Origin of the sequence: Paenibacillus sp. FSL P2-0089 (genome assembly GCF_038595095.1) — a bacterium.
Classification (GTDB): Bacteria; Bacillota; Bacilli; order Paenibacillales; family Paenibacillaceae; genus Paenibacillus_AQ; species Paenibacillus_AQ silagei.
On the sequence record NZ_CP152006.1, the window covers coordinates 1,119,159 to 1,134,637 of the forward strand.

At 51.2% G+C, this 15,479-nt stretch carries 13 protein-coding genes; 6 read left to right on the plus strand and 7 right to left on the minus strand.

Annotated elements, in window-relative coordinates:
* A complete protein-coding gene (locus tag NST69_RS04680; protein ID WP_342548626.1) occupies nucleotides 1-3,876 on the plus strand; it encodes a hypothetical protein in 3,876 nt (1,291 codons plus the stop codon).
* A gap of 78 nt (nucleotides 3,877-3,954) precedes the next feature.
* Here the strand turns inward: NST69_RS04680 and NST69_RS04685 are convergent, their stop codons facing one another.
* The gene (locus NST69_RS04685) at nucleotides 3,955-4,599 is read right to left on the minus strand and encodes a hypothetical protein (protein ID WP_342548627.1); all 645 of its coding nucleotides are present in this window, start codon (nucleotides 4,597-4,599) and stop codon (nucleotides 3,955-3,957) included.
* A gap of 319 nt (nucleotides 4,600-4,918) precedes the next feature.
* Here NST69_RS04685 and tkt point away from each other — a divergent pair, with 319 nt between their 5' ends.
* Both tkt and NST69_RS04695 read left to right on the plus strand, forming a co-directional pair.
* Nucleotides 4,919-6,967 (plus strand): transketolase, encoded by a 2,049-nt coding sequence (gene tkt / locus NST69_RS04690; RefSeq protein WP_036727551.1) that lies wholly within the window; start codon nucleotides 4,919-4,921, stop codon nucleotides 6,965-6,967.
* 35 nt (nucleotides 6,968-7,002) lie between these two features.
* Nucleotides 7,003-7,320 carry a pyrimidine/purine nucleoside phosphorylase gene (locus NST69_RS04695; RefSeq protein ID WP_339254261.1) on the plus strand — a complete coding sequence of 106 codons (318 nt, stop codon included), beginning with the start codon at nucleotides 7,003-7,005 and terminating at the stop codon, nucleotides 7,318-7,320.
* Between the two features lie 81 nt (nucleotides 7,321-7,401).
* On the opposite strand, the gene NST69_RS04700 is transcribed toward NST69_RS04695, so the two are convergent.
* From NST69_RS04700 to NST69_RS04720, 5 genes are all read right to left on the minus strand, one after another.
* Nucleotides 7,402-8,193, minus strand: coding sequence for an ABC-2 family transporter protein (locus NST69_RS04700; protein WP_036727554.1), 792 nt, complete (start codon nucleotides 8,191-8,193; stop codon nucleotides 7,402-7,404).
* Nucleotides 8,194-8,202: 9 nt separating this feature from the next.
* A complete protein-coding gene (locus NST69_RS04705) occupies nucleotides 8,203-9,033 on the minus strand; it encodes a hypothetical protein (RefSeq protein WP_340978784.1) in 831 nt (276 codons plus the stop codon).
* Between the two features lie 27 nt (nucleotides 9,034-9,060).
* Entirely contained in the window at nucleotides 9,061-9,876 is an 816-nt protein-coding gene (locus NST69_RS04710; protein ID WP_235191955.1) for an ATP-binding cassette domain-containing protein, read from the minus strand.
* Between the two features lie 441 nt (nucleotides 9,877-10,317).
* A complete protein-coding gene (locus NST69_RS04715; protein WP_340978785.1) occupies nucleotides 10,318-10,809 on the minus strand; it encodes a GNAT family N-acetyltransferase in 492 nt (163 codons plus the stop codon).
* 74 nt (nucleotides 10,810-10,883) lie between these two features.
* A complete protein-coding gene (locus NST69_RS04720; RefSeq protein ID WP_327196471.1) occupies nucleotides 10,884-11,783 on the minus strand; it encodes an NAD(P)-dependent oxidoreductase in 900 nt (299 codons plus the stop codon).
* 260 nt (nucleotides 11,784-12,043) lie between these two features.
* On the opposite strand from NST69_RS04720, the gene NST69_RS04725 reads away from it, so the two are divergent.
* From NST69_RS04725 to NST69_RS04735, 3 genes are all read left to right on the plus strand, one after another.
* A complete protein-coding gene (locus NST69_RS04725; protein ID WP_036700477.1) occupies nucleotides 12,044-13,399 on the plus strand; it encodes a glucose-6-phosphate isomerase in 1,356 nt (451 codons plus the stop codon).
* A gap of 126 nt (nucleotides 13,400-13,525) precedes the next feature.
* On the plus strand, nucleotides 13,526-14,158 hold the full coding sequence (locus tag NST69_RS04730; RefSeq protein WP_209876642.1) for a YigZ family protein: 633 nt from the start codon (nucleotides 13,526-13,528) through the stop codon (nucleotides 14,156-14,158).
* Nucleotides 14,159-14,161: 3 nt separating this feature from the next.
* Nucleotides 14,162-14,743 (plus strand): TetR/AcrR family transcriptional regulator, encoded by a 582-nt coding sequence (locus NST69_RS04735; RefSeq protein ID WP_036727562.1) that lies wholly within the window; start codon nucleotides 14,162-14,164, stop codon nucleotides 14,741-14,743.
* A 144-nt stretch (nucleotides 14,744-14,887) separates the two neighbouring features.
* On the opposite strand, the gene NST69_RS04740 is transcribed toward NST69_RS04735, so the two are convergent.
* Nucleotides 14,888-15,289 (minus strand): secondary thiamine-phosphate synthase enzyme YjbQ, encoded by a 402-nt coding sequence (locus tag NST69_RS04740; protein WP_036727896.1) that lies wholly within the window; start codon nucleotides 15,287-15,289, stop codon nucleotides 14,888-14,890.
* Nucleotides 15,290-15,479 lie beyond the last annotated feature (190 nt).

Consider the following 15,479-nt stretch of genomic DNA (forward strand, 5'->3'; position numbering starts at 1 on the left):
TTGAAGAGATTCAAGAGAAGTATCATTTTGCTTATGGCCTACTTGCTGCTCATTCCCGCACTGCCGCAGCCAGTTGTCGAAATGACGAGACTGGCCAGTACGGTGCAGGCGGCAGAGGACAATTTCATTTATTACCGGGATATTGTCTTTGAAGCTGGGCGAGGGGGACATGCCAATCAGGATGATAAGGTTGTCATTGATTTCCCTGCTCTGAAGGTAACCAATCTTAAATTTAATAAAACGACCAAAAGAATGACCTATGATATTGTTCCAGGCTCTAACTTGCATGTCACCTATACAACGGGGAGGCCTGATTGGGGCGGATATACGGAGCCCATGGAAATCGAAATGTGTAGTTCCATTTATACCAAAGAGGCGTACCAGTATGAATTAAACAGAAATGCTTATGGTGATGATAATAACTGGAGCTGTAATGATCCTAGAACACCTGACTTTTATGGTCAGTATTATAACTGGTCAGCAGATTGGGGAAAGTTACACACCAATGCAGTAGCATCTCAAGGATATTATATGCCTGCTGTTATTGATGTAGATATGTCCAATATACGGAACTTGATGGCGAACACCTATCCGAATGAGTATGCACAAGGATATAACTATTATCAGCCAAGTGATTATACGCCAGGACTAGATAAAGATCCAGAAATGTTCCGCATTCGAGTGTTGGCTTGGACGAAAACCTATTGGTGGTCGCCGTACATGACTAGAGTAGCTCAATTGATACCCAATTATGCCCCTAGCCTGTCCGTAGGAACAGCGAATGGAATTACGCTGGTTAATGCTCCGGGCCTCAGCGGAATCAACATAGAGGGGTATGTCAGCGATCCAGATAACGAGGACGTTACCGTCACCGCCGAGATCCCTGGTGTCTTCTACAAGAAGACGGTGGTGCCTCAAGCCAAGCTGTCCAAACCATTCAATATCCCACTGGACGTGCTGCAAGACTCGATCCCGCCGGGAACCTACACCGTGAACATCACGGCATCCGACCCTTCGGGAATGACGGCGAAGGCGGCGCTTACGATTAATGTCAAACAGCAGATGAGGAACAAGTCGTTTGTCCTGGTCAATACACCAGTGGAAACAAGGACGAAATTCTTTGACTCGGAGTGGGACCCTAAGCGGGAAGAACGGTATCGGTTCGATCATGACCCGTACTTTTTTGATAATTCGATGGGGATCATTTGGGATTCTGGATTATGGCGAAGTTCACCCTATACGACCTTCCCGTATAGCGGTTCCTACGTGGCCACGTTCCAGGGTCGCGACAATCCCAAGGATGACGACCGGTTCGATGTGTACCGGAAATGGAGCCGGAATAACCTGTCTTCGATGACCTTCCATGTGCACCGCAAGCCAATTGCGCTATTCAGTGCCAGGCTGTCAGGCGGTTGGCTGCAGATCACGGACAGCTCCTACGATTTGGATCATGTCACCGCCTCCAATAAAGGGATCATGGACTGGCAATGGCAATACAAGAAGACAGAAGGGCAGGTCTGGACGGATGGATATCCGCCGGCACAGCTACCGACTAATGACCAGTATGATATCCGGCTAAGAGTGCGGGACATCGATGGCGAGAATGGGATTGGCGTCTGGAGTGACTGGTCGCAGCAAACGGTAGGGGCAGCCGGCAACCTGCCGCCGGTAGCGCTGTTCACCGTCGAGCCCAACATCGTATCGTACCGTAAGGCTACCACAATCACGGACAAGTCCTTCGACCCGGACAATGATCCACTGGATGTATACAGCTGGACAGTGATTAAGGATGGCTGGCAGCAGGTATGGAGCCATTGGGGCAATCCAACGGTGCCGCCGAATATCGCTGCCTACGGCGTGGGGACGTATCTGTTGACGCTTCAGGTCCATGATAACCGCGGCCTATGGTCACAGCCCTACAGCCAAACGGTACAAGTTATAAACCATCCCCCAGCAGCAGCCTTCAATATGCCGGTGGAAGTGTACCGGGACACTGTCATAACCATGGAGAATATGACACCGGATCCGGACGAGGACGGGGATTGGCTGAGCTATGCTTGGAACGCCAGAATAAATAACAGCCCATATTATTACGCCGGGGGTAACCGAAACCAGGTGATGACCATCCGGGACCTGATCGCACGTAGCGGCATATCACAGCAACAAGCCATTTCAGATGGCTGGGAAATGCGCCTGACCGCCTCTGACGGATCGCTTTCCTCGAATGCGACACGGATGTTCAAGGTCCTCAACCATGTGCCTACGGCCGCCATTAATGGTCCTGCAACGGCGTATCAGTTCGATACGAAGCTGTATACATCGTCAGATCATGATGATGATCCATCGGATATCGCCAGTCTTCAATATTTTTGGAAGGTGACAGATAGCGACAGCACCACCAAATTATATAAGACGCCGAGCATCGAAATCAGCTTCCCGGAACCGGGGATATACACCCTGGAACATTGGGCAGTGGACCAGATTGGGGCGAAGTCAAATATTGAGTCACTCAAAGTGAATGTAATCAAAAACGAAGCCCCGTCCATGACGATCACTTCTCCTCCGGGTACAACCGCGAGCCCAACGGTCCTGGATGCAGAGAAGCAGGGGGACCCGTTGATTCAGTGGACCTACTCCGATCCGGAGAATGATCCTCAGGAAAAGTACAGGCTTGAATTTTTCACCAAAGAAGGGCTATTGGAGAAAACGGTAGAGAATACAGATGGCAGCGGATCGATCCGTCAGTATCAAGTTCCAAACCCAACATTCAATCGCTTCGAGTACTTCACGGTATTGGGGCGGGCGTATTCCAAGGGCTCCTGGTCGGAGATTTCCAATGAAAAAATGTTCATCATCGACAACCCGCCGAAGCCAGGATTCACCTTAACCACGGATACAGGAAAAGATGCCACGAAGGTACCGATCTACCGGACGGATGTGCTTAATATCAAGAGCACGGCAACAGATGAGGATATTCCGAAAGGAGACACCATAAGTCATCAGTATTTCTTGAAACCGGCGGCTGGTGTAGAGGGGCTTGTGAGCACAGAAGGCGATTTTAACAAAAAGTTTACTTCAAACGGTGTTTTTACGTATCGGCAGCTCGTTACGGACTCCCTGGGACTGTTCAGAGAGCTGTCCCATAGCATTACCGTGTTGAACCGGTTACCTAAGGTCACGATTACCTATCCGACAAGTGATAGTCCCAACAAGCCAACGATTGCCAGCACGCTGACACCGATCATCAAGTGGGATTACCAGGATGAGGACGGCGATCTGCAGCAGCGCTTCAGAGTGAAAATTATTAATATGGCAACCGGTGCAATCAAAGTTCAATCCGGTGACCAGGTATCCAGTTCAAAACAATGGAAGGTACCGGATGGAGCCTTAGCAGAGTACGAAAAATATGCTGTAGAAGTTGAGGTCTTCGATGGATTTGAGTGGAGTGTTGTGTCCGCAAGAAAGTACTTTATGGTTAACCTGCTTAGCATCAAGGGGGCTGTCCGTCATACAGAGGAGTGGAATGGCAACCGTCAGGCGTACAATCTGAAACAGAGCGGCTCGCCTGAAAGCCCGCGGGGGTATAGTGTCTATTGGGCTGGCGAGAAATTTGTGCTGCAGGGGACAGCTACCGGACTACCGGATACCGTGCAAGTCACAATGACTGGAGGATACACGGCGGCGCTGAGTCCGACCGGGAGTGAAAAGACCTTATGGACGGGTGAGCTGGCCGACCCATCGTTCGAACAGCTGCCGGATGGTCCTGTTACTTTTACCTTTACCGCAACTAATGAGTACCAGACCAAGGTGGATACAGTGGCAGTAACGATTCTCGGAGATTGGACAGAATATTATCAGAGCCATCGTGTAAAATAACGCGGGACGCAATCCTTATGCCTTATGTACTACTGTGATTTTGTTTTACTTGGCATCAAGCGGGCGGAGGGTGATCGTTCAGACGATTCCCTCGGTCCGTTCTTCATGCAGCCGCAGCCTTGGGGCCGCAAAATCTGCCGGATTAGTAGTTTGGGGGTTATGTAGACTGGAACTTCTGAGGTCCGCAGAATGACTCCGGTCCATATAGTAAGAGAGTTTGCCGCTGAATATTTTGTGGGCGCACAGGGATGAAGCGAAATCCTCCGGAGTGACGAAGCAGGAGGGCTTGGCTACCGGATGAACAGTAGTTTCCTCCAATACAGAGGCGACGAACTGGGAGCAGAAAAAAGCATTCTCCCGGTCAATCCGGATGTTCAGCAGTACGCCGACCAGACCGAGCAGATGATATTTATAACGCTCCTGATTCTGCATCATACCCTGGACATGGTTATACATAGTATTGTACTCTTCCTCACTGACTCTGAGCTGGTAGATGGCACAGTCTGCACTGTTGTAGAACGGATGGATGAAGTTCTCATGGATAAGTCCGGCAATAAACGGGTTGTACACTTTTTTTCGGCCGAAGCTGTAGACCTCACGCAGCTCACTGTCAAAAGCAATCGAGGCATGATTCAGCTCCGCTTTGGTGAACCATTTAATAATTCCGCTGAAGGCCGTGCCTGTTCCGGTCAGCACAATATAAATGTCTCTGTTTGCAGTCATCTTCTGAATTCCTTTCTGCTGGAAATTATGGATAATCCGGCTAAAATTCCGCTGAGGTACTTCCATCTTACTGTATAAATCCGCTTTGTAAAACAAACTTTAGTCTTAATTAGAAACTAGACTTAAGGCTAAGTTTCTGGATTCCTATCCGTATCTCCAAAAAAGAACCTCCTGTAGCACCGTGAATCTGGCACAGGCGTGCATAGACCCGGCAGAAGCCGCTAAATATAAGCTGCAGCAAAAACAATTGGAAATGCTTCCACTTCCGTGATACAATAATAGTCAAAATGACATTCTTGATTCGAGGAGGATTATTGTAATGACTGAACAAGCAAAAGATCAAGCCATTCATAAAGAAGAAAACTCAACGGTGGACAACCTGGCCATCACTACAATCCGTACACTTGCCATTGATGCCATTGAAAAGGCAAACTCCGGACATCCGGGTATGCCGATGGGCTCCGCACCTATGGGATACCAATTGTTCGCCAAGACGATGAATCATAACCCGGACCACCCGACTTGGGTCAACCGTGACCGCTTCGTGTTGTCTGCCGGACATGGCTCCATGCTCCTTTACAGCTTGCTGCACCTCAGCGGCTATGATCTGCCTATGGAAGAATTGAAGCAGTTCCGCCAATGGGGCAGCTTAACTCCGGGACATCCGGAAGTCGGCCACACTGCCGGTGTAGATGCGACAACCGGTCCGCTTGGACAAGGTATCGGTATGGCTGTTGGTATGGCAATGGCTGAAGCGCAGCTGGGTGCGACTTACAATAAAGATGAACATAACGTGATTGACCATTATACGTACGCCATCTGCGGCGACGGTGATTTGATGGAAGGGATCTCTTCCGAGTCTGCTTCACTTGCCGGACACCTGAAGCTGGGCAAGCTGATTGTAATGTACGATTCGAATGATATCTCCCTAGACGGCAAGCTCAACCTTGCATTCTCCGAGAATGTTGCTAAGCGTTTTGAAGCTTACGGCTGGCAGGTTCTGCGCGTAGAAGACGGTAACGATCTTCCTGCACTGGCTAAGGCTCTTGAAGAGGCTCAAGCAGACAGCAGCAAACCGACGCTGATCGAAGTGAAGACAGTCATCGGCTACGGCAGCCCGAACAAGCAAGGTAAAGGCGGCCACGGCGGTACCCACGGCTCCCCGCTGGGTGCTGATGAAACGAAGCTGACGAAGGAATACTACAAATGGGTATATGAAGAAGATTTCTATGTACCGGATGAAGTCCGTGCCAGCTTCGCTGAAGTGAAGGCCAAAGGAATCGCCGCTAACAAAGCATGGGATGAGAAATTTGCAGCCTACAAAAAAGCATACCCTGAGCTTGCTGCACAGCTCGAAACTGCACTAAGCGGTGAGCTTCCTGCAGGATGGGATGCCAATCTGCCGTTCTACAAAGCAGAAGACAAAGCCGTATCCACCCGTGTGGCTTCCGGTAATGCGCTGAACGGATTGACTGGCGGTATCCCGCAGCTGGTTGGGGGTTCTGCCGATCTGGAGAGCTCGACCATGACGCACTTGAACGGTCTGTCCCAGTTCACCTCAGAATCCTATGACGGCCGTAACATCTACTTCGGCGTACGTGAATTCGGAATGGCTGCAGCCATGAACGGGATTGCACTGCACACTGGTCTTAAGGTGTTCGGCGGTACGTTCTTCGTCTTCACAGATTACCTGCGTCCGGCTGTCCGTCTGGCTTCCATCATGAAGCTGCCGGTAACCTATGTGCTTACTCATGACAGTATTGCTGTTGGTGAAGACGGTCCTACCCATGAGCCGATTGAACAGCTTGCTTCCCTGCGTATCATTCCGGGTCTGACGGTCATTCGTCCGGCTGATGCCAACGAAACCTCTGCAGCTTGGGCATACGCTATGGAGAATACCGCCAATCCGGTAGCACTGGTCCTGACCCGTCAGAACCTGCCGATCCTGGCTGGAACCGTAGACGGTGTACGCGATAACATCAAACGCGGCGGGTATGTGGTCTCTGATTCCAAGAACGGCACTCCACAGGCACAGATCATTGCTACAGGCTCTGAAGTACAGCTGGCGGTTAAGGCTCAGGCTGCGCTTGCCGAAGAAGGCATTGATGTTCGTGTCATCAGCTTGCCGAGCTGGGATCTGTTCGAGAAGCAGGATAAAGCATACCGCGATTCCGTTATCCTGCCTGAAGTGAAAGCCCGTCTGGCTATCGAAATGGCGCAAACCTTCGGCTGGGAACGTTATACAGGCGACCAGGGTGACATTCTGGGAATCACTACCTTTGGCGCTTCCGCCCCTGGCGACACCGTAATCAGAGAATATGGCTTCACTGTAGAAAATGTAGTCAGCCGCGTAAAAGCGCTGCTATAATAGACGGATCTAACGACAAAGGGGAGAATAAGCACATGAGTCAGTTTACAGGCGCGACAATTCAAAAAGCAGCCAATATTTATTACGACGGAAAAGTGACCAGCCGTACAGTTACACTGGAAGACGGCACTAAGGTGACACTCGGCATTATGCTGCCTGGCGTATACGAATTCGGCACCGATGGCCCCGAGACGATGGAGATTCTCTCCGGCAAGCTTAAGGTGCTGCTTCCCGGTACTGAAGTGTGGAAGGACATTGACGGAGCGGAAACCTTCCATGTTCCCGGCAACTCCAAGTTTGCCCTGGAAGTATTCGCATTAACTGATTATTGCTGTTCTTACCCGATTGTGTAAAAGAAACTGGTAGAAAAAAGCACCCCTGGAAGATTCATGGTCCCGGGGTGCTTTTTTTTGTGTTGTCAGCTTCAGCGGAGCTCAGCTCCCCGTGCTTTTGTAATGCCTCACGCCTATGCGCCATACCAGCAGAGACACTCCGAGGAAGGCAGCTCCAGAGGGAAGCGAGAGGAAGCCCAGCCAGCGGGGATAATCCCAGCCGCAGACGGTGGCCGCCGGATAGAAGCTGATGAACAGCATTGGGAGCACAAAGCTGAACACGGATTTTAGCATTCGCGGCAAATAGGGCTCTGGGCAGCGGGTAATCTGGTAGCTGGCGTTGGTCAGCAGAAAGATCCAGTCCAGCCCTTTGATCGTGAAAAAAGCAAGACCTGAGGTTAGCACGAACACTCCGCAGTACATCAGACAGCCTCCGGCCAGCGCCATCGCCAGAATGCCGAGTCTGCCGGGCGTCAAGGGAACGCCGAGCTGTCCCAGCGCCCAGCCCGCAGCACAGATCCCTGTAAACGGCCGGACCAGCCGGTGCAGATGGAATCTGGAAGCGGCGACCTGCACGAACAGGGACCGCGGGCGGAGCAGCAGCCGGTCGAAATCGCCGGAGCGCAGCAGATGCCACGGGAAATAATCAAAGCCGCGGCATACGCTCTCGGCAAGTCCGAAGGAAGCCACCGCCAGCGAGTACACCAGAATGATATGGGCGACGGTCCATTCGCCGATATTACCAAAGCGGGAGAACAGCAGGACGGTAGCTATGGGATCGGAGATCACCACAGTAAGCACCTGAATCAGCATCAGCCACCAGCCCTTATATTCCATGCCGGACAGCAGATGCATCCGCAAGTATTTGCAATAAATTTTACCTTCAGCAAGCATACGTTACTCTCACCCTCCCTGGACGATAATGCTGTGTAATCTGCGTTTCATGATCATCCGGCCCGCCGCGATAAAGATAAGGCTCCAGAGGAGCTGTAAGCCGATGCCGGGCAATGCGGCGGCAGGAGCGACGCTGCCTATATATAGCTGCAGAGGGATGTCGGCGAATCCGCCAAACGGCTGCAGGTATAGGAAGGTCTGCATGAAATCAGGCCACAGCCGCAGGGGGAGGTAGGTGCCGGACAATATGCCGCTTAGCAGTAGAAGCATATAGGTCGGTCCGTCCCCCCAAGTGATATTCAGCCGGATCGCAGTCACAAGCATAGCGAAGGCTGAGCACAGCACAAACGCCATAACCGCCGACAGAAGGAAATAGAATAGTGCAGGCAATGAGGCAGGGCCCCCTAGGGCATACCCGGCAGGCATCAGGAGCCCGGCGAGTACGGTGGCCAGCCCCCTGATCCAACTGGTGCCGAGCTTGCCGGCCGAGCTTTTAACAAACCAGTGGGTGTACAGGTTCATGGGCCGGCACAGCTCGATACCGACGTCGCCGTTGTTGATTTTGCCCATAATTTCGCTGTCGATGTTCATACTCTGGAGTACAAACAGCCCCTGAGCCAGCCAAACATAGGATATGGCCTGAGGGAGGCTGAGTCCGTTATTGTTCCAGGAGCCATTCTCGCTGTATGTATAGAACACGGTAAACAGCACACATTCTATAAGCGCCCAGAACGCACCGACCATCGTGCCAGATATAGCGGACACCCGGTACTGGAGCCCTTCTGCCATGCGGATTCGGAAGAGGGAGCTGCAGGCCCGCCATGTATATCTAAAGTTCATTGTGCACCTCCTGATGGGTGGATGGGCTTAACCCAAAGCCAAGTCATTGTACATAGCAGCAATCATCGCATCCGTGTTCACTTTCATGACGACCTCCGGCGCATATTTCTGCTGCAGACCTGAGAGCTGCCCGTCATAGAGCAGTTGGCCGTGCCCGATCACCATGACCCGCTCGCATAATGCCTCAATATCGTCCATATCGTGTGTAGTCAGCAGCATCGTAATCCCGTACTTACGGTTCTCTTCCTTCAAAAAATTGCGCAGCGCGAGCTTGGATACCGCATCAAGTCCGATGGTTGGCTCATCCAGAAAGAGAAGCTTCGGCCGGTGCAGCAGTGCTGCCACCAGCTCACATCGCATCCGCTGCCCGAGCGAAAGCTGTCTCACCGGAGTCCTTAAGAGCGCTTCCACACCAAGTGTTGCCGATAACTCGGATAATCTTAAGCGGTAGTCGCCTGGAGGAATGGCATAAATATCCTTCAGCACGTCAAAAGAGTCTGCCACCGGAACATCCCACCATAACTGTGAGCGCTGGCCAAACACAACGCCGATCCGGGATACATGCTCTACGCGGTGCTTCCATGGAATCTTGCCCAAGATAGTGCATTCTCCGCTGTCGGGTGTCAGGATGCCGCTCATTACCTTGACGGAGGTGGATTTGCCGGCGCCGTTCGGGCCAATGTAACCTACCAGTTCACCCTCCTCAATATCAAAGCTGATGCCGCCGAGCGCGTCCACCTGGGTAACATTCCGCATAAACGCTCCTCTCAGCAGTCCCCATTTTCCTTCGGGCCGTTTGTACACCTTGAAGCTTTTACGGATATCTCTCAGTCTAATTTGCATATCAGTCGCCTCCTTCGTGCAGAAGATCATATCATCAGGGGAGGAGAGGGGGACAGCCGCGTCGGGCGCCTTCTGGATCCTTGCCGACAGGCTGACAGGGGGAGAATCATTTATTTTCTTCATTTTCCATAAAAATGCTTGTTATGTTGACATTTCTGTGCTATATTAATTTTATAGTTAACGCAAGGAAAACGTATGTTTTTTTGTACATATACTGTAAAATAAACTTCCCGTACCGGTGATTAAATCACCGGTACTTTTGCGTTCTCACTCCTGACAAGAAGGCCATGCTCGCATAGTAAAAGGGCGCAGCCGATACTGCCTGGCTGCGCCCTGATTACGAGTTACATATACAGAATGTATGCGGAAAACCGAACACGATTGGCTGCGCACCGGCACATGGTCCATTATCATGGTTCGCTCGGTAAAGTGATTCTGCTCTTAGCGGCCTGCCTCTGCCAGCGGACCTGTCCGCTCATATTCCCAGATGCTCTGGCTGCTCTCCGCATCATAGATCTCTCCGGTACGGATGAAGCCGTGCTTCTCATAGAAGTGATGGTTCCGGACGGCCCACGAGGGAGTATCCAGCGTCCAGCGCTTGGCAGCAGGATACTGTACAAATAAGAAATGCAAAGCTTCATGCCCGAACCCTTGGTTCTGATATAAGGGATCGATAAAAATCCGGCCCAGATGACATTCCTCTTCTGTGGGCGACGGGAAGATTATCATCCCGCCGACAATTCCACCGTCTTTCAGAAGCTTGTAGTAATGGCCCTGCTGCATTTGTTCCGCCTGCCAGGGCACTGAATTATAACCGGGAGGGCCATCCTCCTCTTTATCCTGATATTGGCGGGCATCATCATCGAAGGTTCTTTTTTGTACATCCGCCAACATGGCCGCATCTTGAGGCCGGGCGAGTTCAAAGGTCAGCATTGAAACTTCCTCCCCTGTTTACAATAGTGTGTGAAACACCATCATAAACAGATTCTGGAAAAGCCGCCGTTACATTAGTTACCTTCGCCGATCTTCCGGCCGATCCAGTCTTCGTAGGATTTGACCACAGCGGACAGGTCCTCGTCGCCGTAGCCGTGATTGAAGCCTGCCTGGAACATGCTCTTGGCTACGCCGAGCATAGGGGAAGGGACGCCAGTGGAATCACTGAGCGAGGACGCCAGCTTAAGATCCTTGAGCATCAGGGCAAGGGAGAACTGGTTGCTGAAGTCGTTATCAATGATCTTCTGGCCCTTCAGCTCGGCCTGCTTGCTGCCTGCTGATCCGTTCTTCACCAGCTCCAGGAACTTATCTGCGGGTACCCCGGACTTCACCGCAATGGAGAAGCCCTCGGCGAGCGCGACATTGTGAATGCCGACCATGGCATTGTGAGCCAGCTTGGCTACAGCGCCGCTGCCGTTAGCGCCCATATGCAGCAGCAGACGGCCCATGGAGTCGAAGAGATCCCGGTGCTTCTCAATCACTTCGGCATGTCCGCCGACCATGAAGACCAGTGTGCCGTCGATAGCTGCCGGCTTGCTGCCGGTTACAGGGGCATCAAGGAAGCTGCCGCCCCGTGCTTCAACTTCAGCAGCGATCTCCTTTGCAAGGCCGGGAGAGATGGTGCTGGAATCGATTACGGTTGTTCCCGGCTGAAGGGTGGCGAGAATGCCATGGTCACCGTGGAAGACTTCACGGATCGAATCATCGTTGCTGATCATGGTAATAATAACATCCTTGCCTTCCGCTGCTGCCTGCGGTGTGGCGGCTGTCTTCGCACCTTCCTGTTCCAAAGGTTTGCATTTCTCTGCTGTACGGTTATACACCGTAACCTCAAAACCGCTTCGCAGCAGGTTCGACGCCATAGGTGCTCCCATTGTTCCGAGTCCGATAAAGCCGATGTGCTTCATTTCAATTCCACCTTTGCTTTCCTGAGATCATATTATAGAAACTAAGTTTGCCTTCATTCTATCAGAAGGTTACAGCCTGTTCCACAGAACAGGTCTGCTTATCTGCTTAGTAACCGCTTTCAGCTATTTTTTCATAAACAGGGTTCGGAAAGCCGGGGATATGCCTTAAGACCTTGCCAGTCAAGGCAAATTAAAGTATTCTAGATTATAATGTTGCAACACACGGTGTCAAATCTAAAGAGATAAACAGGAGGTTACCATTACCGATGTCCAAGAAGATTAATTTTGACTACACCAAAGCCCTTTCCTTCTTCAGCCAGACCGAGATCGACTACTTCGCCGCTCCGGTGAAGCTGGCCCACGAACAATTGCATAACAAGAGCGGAGCAGGCTCCGATTACCTGGGCTGGATTGATCTTCCTACAGCTTATGACAAGGAAGAGTTCGCCCGTATTCAGCAGGCCGCCAAGAAGATTCAGAGTGATTCCGAAGTGCTGATCGTGATTGGTATCGGCGGCTCTTATCTGGGGGCACGCGCAGCTATCGAGGCGCTTTCGCATTCCTTCTACAATAACCTGTCCAAGGACAAGCGCAAGACACCGGAGGTTTATTTTGCCGGTAATAACATCAGCTCTACCTACATCACGCATCTGCTTGACCTGGTAGAAGGCAAAGACTTCTCCGTGAACGTAATCTCCAAATCCGGTACAACTACCGAGCCAGCTATTGCTTTCCGTATCTTCCGTGCAGCACTGGAGAAGAAATACGGTAAGGAAGAAGCACGCAAACGGATCTACGCTACAACAGACAAGGAGAAGGGCGCACTTAAGAAGCTGGCTAACGAAGAAGGCTATGAGTCGTTCATTATCCCTGATGATGTAGGCGGACGTTATTCCGTACTGACACCGGTAGGCCTTCTGCCTATCGCCGTAGCGGGAATTAACATTGAAGAAATGATGCAAGGGGCCGCAGCCGCAGCCGATGAGTTCAACAATCCCGATGTGGCTACGAACCAGAGCTATCAATATGCTGCAGTACGTAACGCGCTCTACCGCAAAGGCAAGACGACAGAAATCCTCGTGAACTACGAGCCGTCCCTGCACTTTGTCTCTGAATGGTGGAAGCAGCTGTACGGCGAAAGCGAAGGCAAGGACTTCAAGGGAATCTATCCGTCCTCGGTGGACTTCTCGACAGATCTGCACTCCATGGGCCAATTCATTCAGGAGGGTAACCGCAACATTTTCGAGACGGTTATTCAAGTGGAGAAGGTACAGCATCATGTAACGATCGAGAATGATCCGGATGATCTGGACGGCCTCAACTTCCTGACCGGCCAGACGATGGACTTCGTTAATAAGAAGGCATTCCAGGGAACTATGCTGGCGCATACCGATGGACAGGTGCCGAACCTGATCGTTACCATTCCTGACCAAACGCCGTATACTTTCGGCTATCTGGTGTACTTCTTCGAGAAGGCTTGCGGGATCAGCGGATACCTGCTGGGTGTGAATCCGTTCGACCAGCCGGGTGTTGAAGCCTATAAGAAGAACATGTTCGCACTGCTGGGCAAACCAGGCTACGAGAAAGAAAAGGCAGAACTGGAAGCAAGACTTACCGAATAGTCCCACTCTAACCGCAGATCATTCATAGTAAAGTAAGTCATCAGGGAGCAGTCCATAGGTAACCACTACCAGGGCTGCTCCTAATATATATCAAGTCATCACATGCAAAGTAAGGAATGGACAACAATGCTGGAACAATACAGGACGGTACGTACCCCCGGCTCGCGGGAGGTCGTAATCCGTAAATCACGCTTCATCGGGCATGTTATGCCGGTGGAGAACGAGGAAGAAGCTGTGCAATTTATCGATTCGATCAAGAAGCAGCACTGGAATGCTACGCATAACTGCTCTGCTTATATGATCGGGGAGAGGGATGAGATCCAGAGACAGTCGGATGACGGGGAACCGAGTGGAACGGCCGGGAAACCGATTTTGGAAGTAATCCGCAGCCAACAGGTGAAGAATGTCGCTATTGTAGTTACCCGTTATTTCGGAGGCATTATGCTGGGTGCAGGCGGGCTGATTCGGGCCTATACCGATGGCGCTGTACTGGCGCTGGAAGCCGGAGAGGTCATTACACGTGTGCTGAGACGGGAGGTATTCGTGGAAATCGAGTACACCTGGCTGGGCAAGGTGGAGAATGCACTGCGGGGCCGGAATATCCAGACCGGAGAGACTTTGTTTACGGATAAAGTTACACTGCTGTGTCTTCCGCGTAATGATGAAGGTGACGCATTTATCGCATGGATAACCGATCTTACGGAGGGGCAATCCCTCGTTACGGAAGGGCGGCGGCTTTACTACAGCGAAGGGGAATAGATTATGGCAAGAAGAGCAGTGGAACAGGAGTTGTCGAGAGAAAGAATTCTGGAGGCGGCGAGGCATCTTTTCATCACCAAAGGGTACCGTGCCATTTCGATGCGCAGCATTGGTCAGCACCTGGGTTATAGCCACGGCTCCCTGTATTACCATTTCAAAGAGAAGGCCGAACTTTTCTACGCGATTGTAGTTGAGGATTTCAATCATGTGGCTTCGCTGCTGAATCAAGCAATGACCTCTCCGCCTGAAGAGGGAATGACCCGGGTGGAGCAGCTGATTATGGAGTTCATCCGGTTCGGGCTGAACCATCCGTATCAGTATGAGATCATGTTCATGATCCGCGACGAAGAGCTGCTGGCGTATTGCCGGGCAGAACAGGGCCGATGTTTCGAGTTATTTGCAAGCATTGTCCGCCGTCATATGAAGGAAGAGGGATATGTATCGGAGGACTGGCAGAACGTGCCGTTGACCTTATTCTTATCGGCTCACGGATTCATTTCGTATTATATTCAGGATAAAGTGTTGTTTGAAGATGTGAAGCAAGCCGCCCTGACACATGTCAAGGTATTAAGCCGCAGTTTATAAAAAGCTGTTTTTTTTAACAGCTCGTACTTTAGAGCGTTGCATTGGTATAACTTTGCATGGTGAAAGTGTTACAGGAACTATAAATTGTATAGAGAGCAGCTTCGCGGTCCATGCGTAGCTGCTCTTCTACAAGGGCAGGCAGTGCTAGCCTTCCATAATTTTAAGGTGGCACTGGCGTTGCCTTGGACCATCGAACTCGCAAAAATAGATGCCCTGCCAGCGGCCCAGCAGCACAGCCCCTTCATGAATAATCAGGGTCTGCGAAGGACCGGCCGTAATGGATTTCAGGTGGGAAGCCGTATTGCCCTCCGCATGGCGGTATTTGGGATGCTCCCAGGGATAGACCTCATCCAGACGCATCAACACATCGCGCTTCACATCAGGATCGGCGTTCTCGTTAATCGCAATCCCTGCGGTGGTGTGCGGACAATAGACAATCAGCAGTCCGTTAAGAACTCCGCTATTCTTCACATAAGCCTGAACCTCGCGGGTAATATCCCGCATTTCATCCCGTTTGCTGGTGGTGATCTCCATAGTATGAAGCATCATGAACAGCCCCTCTCTGGTTTGGATATAACAAGTGCTACGTATACTTTTACCCAAAAACTAACAAAGTAATTGACGGCAGCAAGCGGTATTTGGTAAAGTAGGAATAACTTTAAACCAAGTATATTAATAGGAATAATCAAGCCTTAAAGTCGAGTATACCGACCGGTTATCCGGAGGTGGGAGGTTG

Bases quoted from the DNA above. Each gene is read 5' to 3' on its own strand.
- NST69_RS04685 (WP_342548627.1), bottom strand. From the start codon at position 4,599: ATGACTGCAAACAGAGACATTTATATTGTGCTGACCGGAACAGGCACG.
- tkt (WP_036727551.1), top strand. From the start codon at position 4,919: ATGACTGAACAAGCAAAAGATCAAGCCATTCATAAAGAAGAAAACTCA.
- NST69_RS04695 (WP_339254261.1), top strand. From the start codon at position 7,003: ATGAGTCAGTTTACAGGCGCGACAATTCAAAAAGCAGCCAATATTTAT.
- NST69_RS04700 (WP_036727554.1), bottom strand. From the start codon at position 8,193: ATGCTTGCTGAAGGTAAAATTTATTGCAAATACTTGCGGATGCATCTG.
- NST69_RS04705 (WP_340978784.1), bottom strand. From the start codon at position 9,033: ATGAACTTTAGATATACATGGCGGGCCTGCAGCTCCCTCTTCCGAATC.
- NST69_RS04710 (WP_235191955.1), bottom strand. From the start codon at position 9,876: ATGCAAATTAGACTGAGAGATATCCGTAAAAGCTTCAAGGTGTACAAA.
- NST69_RS04715 (WP_340978785.1), bottom strand. From the start codon at position 10,809: ATGCTGACCTTTGAACTCGCCCGGCCTCAAGATGCGGCCATGTTGGCG.
- NST69_RS04725 (WP_036700477.1), top strand. From the start codon at position 12,044: ATGTCCAAGAAGATTAATTTTGACTACACCAAAGCCCTTTCCTTCTTC.
- NST69_RS04730 (WP_209876642.1), top strand. From the start codon at position 13,526: ATGCTGGAACAATACAGGACGGTACGTACCCCCGGCTCGCGGGAGGTC.
- NST69_RS04735 (WP_036727562.1), top strand. From the start codon at position 14,162: ATGGCAAGAAGAGCAGTGGAACAGGAGTTGTCGAGAGAAAGAATTCTG.
- NST69_RS04740 (WP_036727896.1), bottom strand. From the start codon at position 15,289: ATGCTTCATACTATGGAGATCACCACCAGCAAACGGGATGAAATGCGG.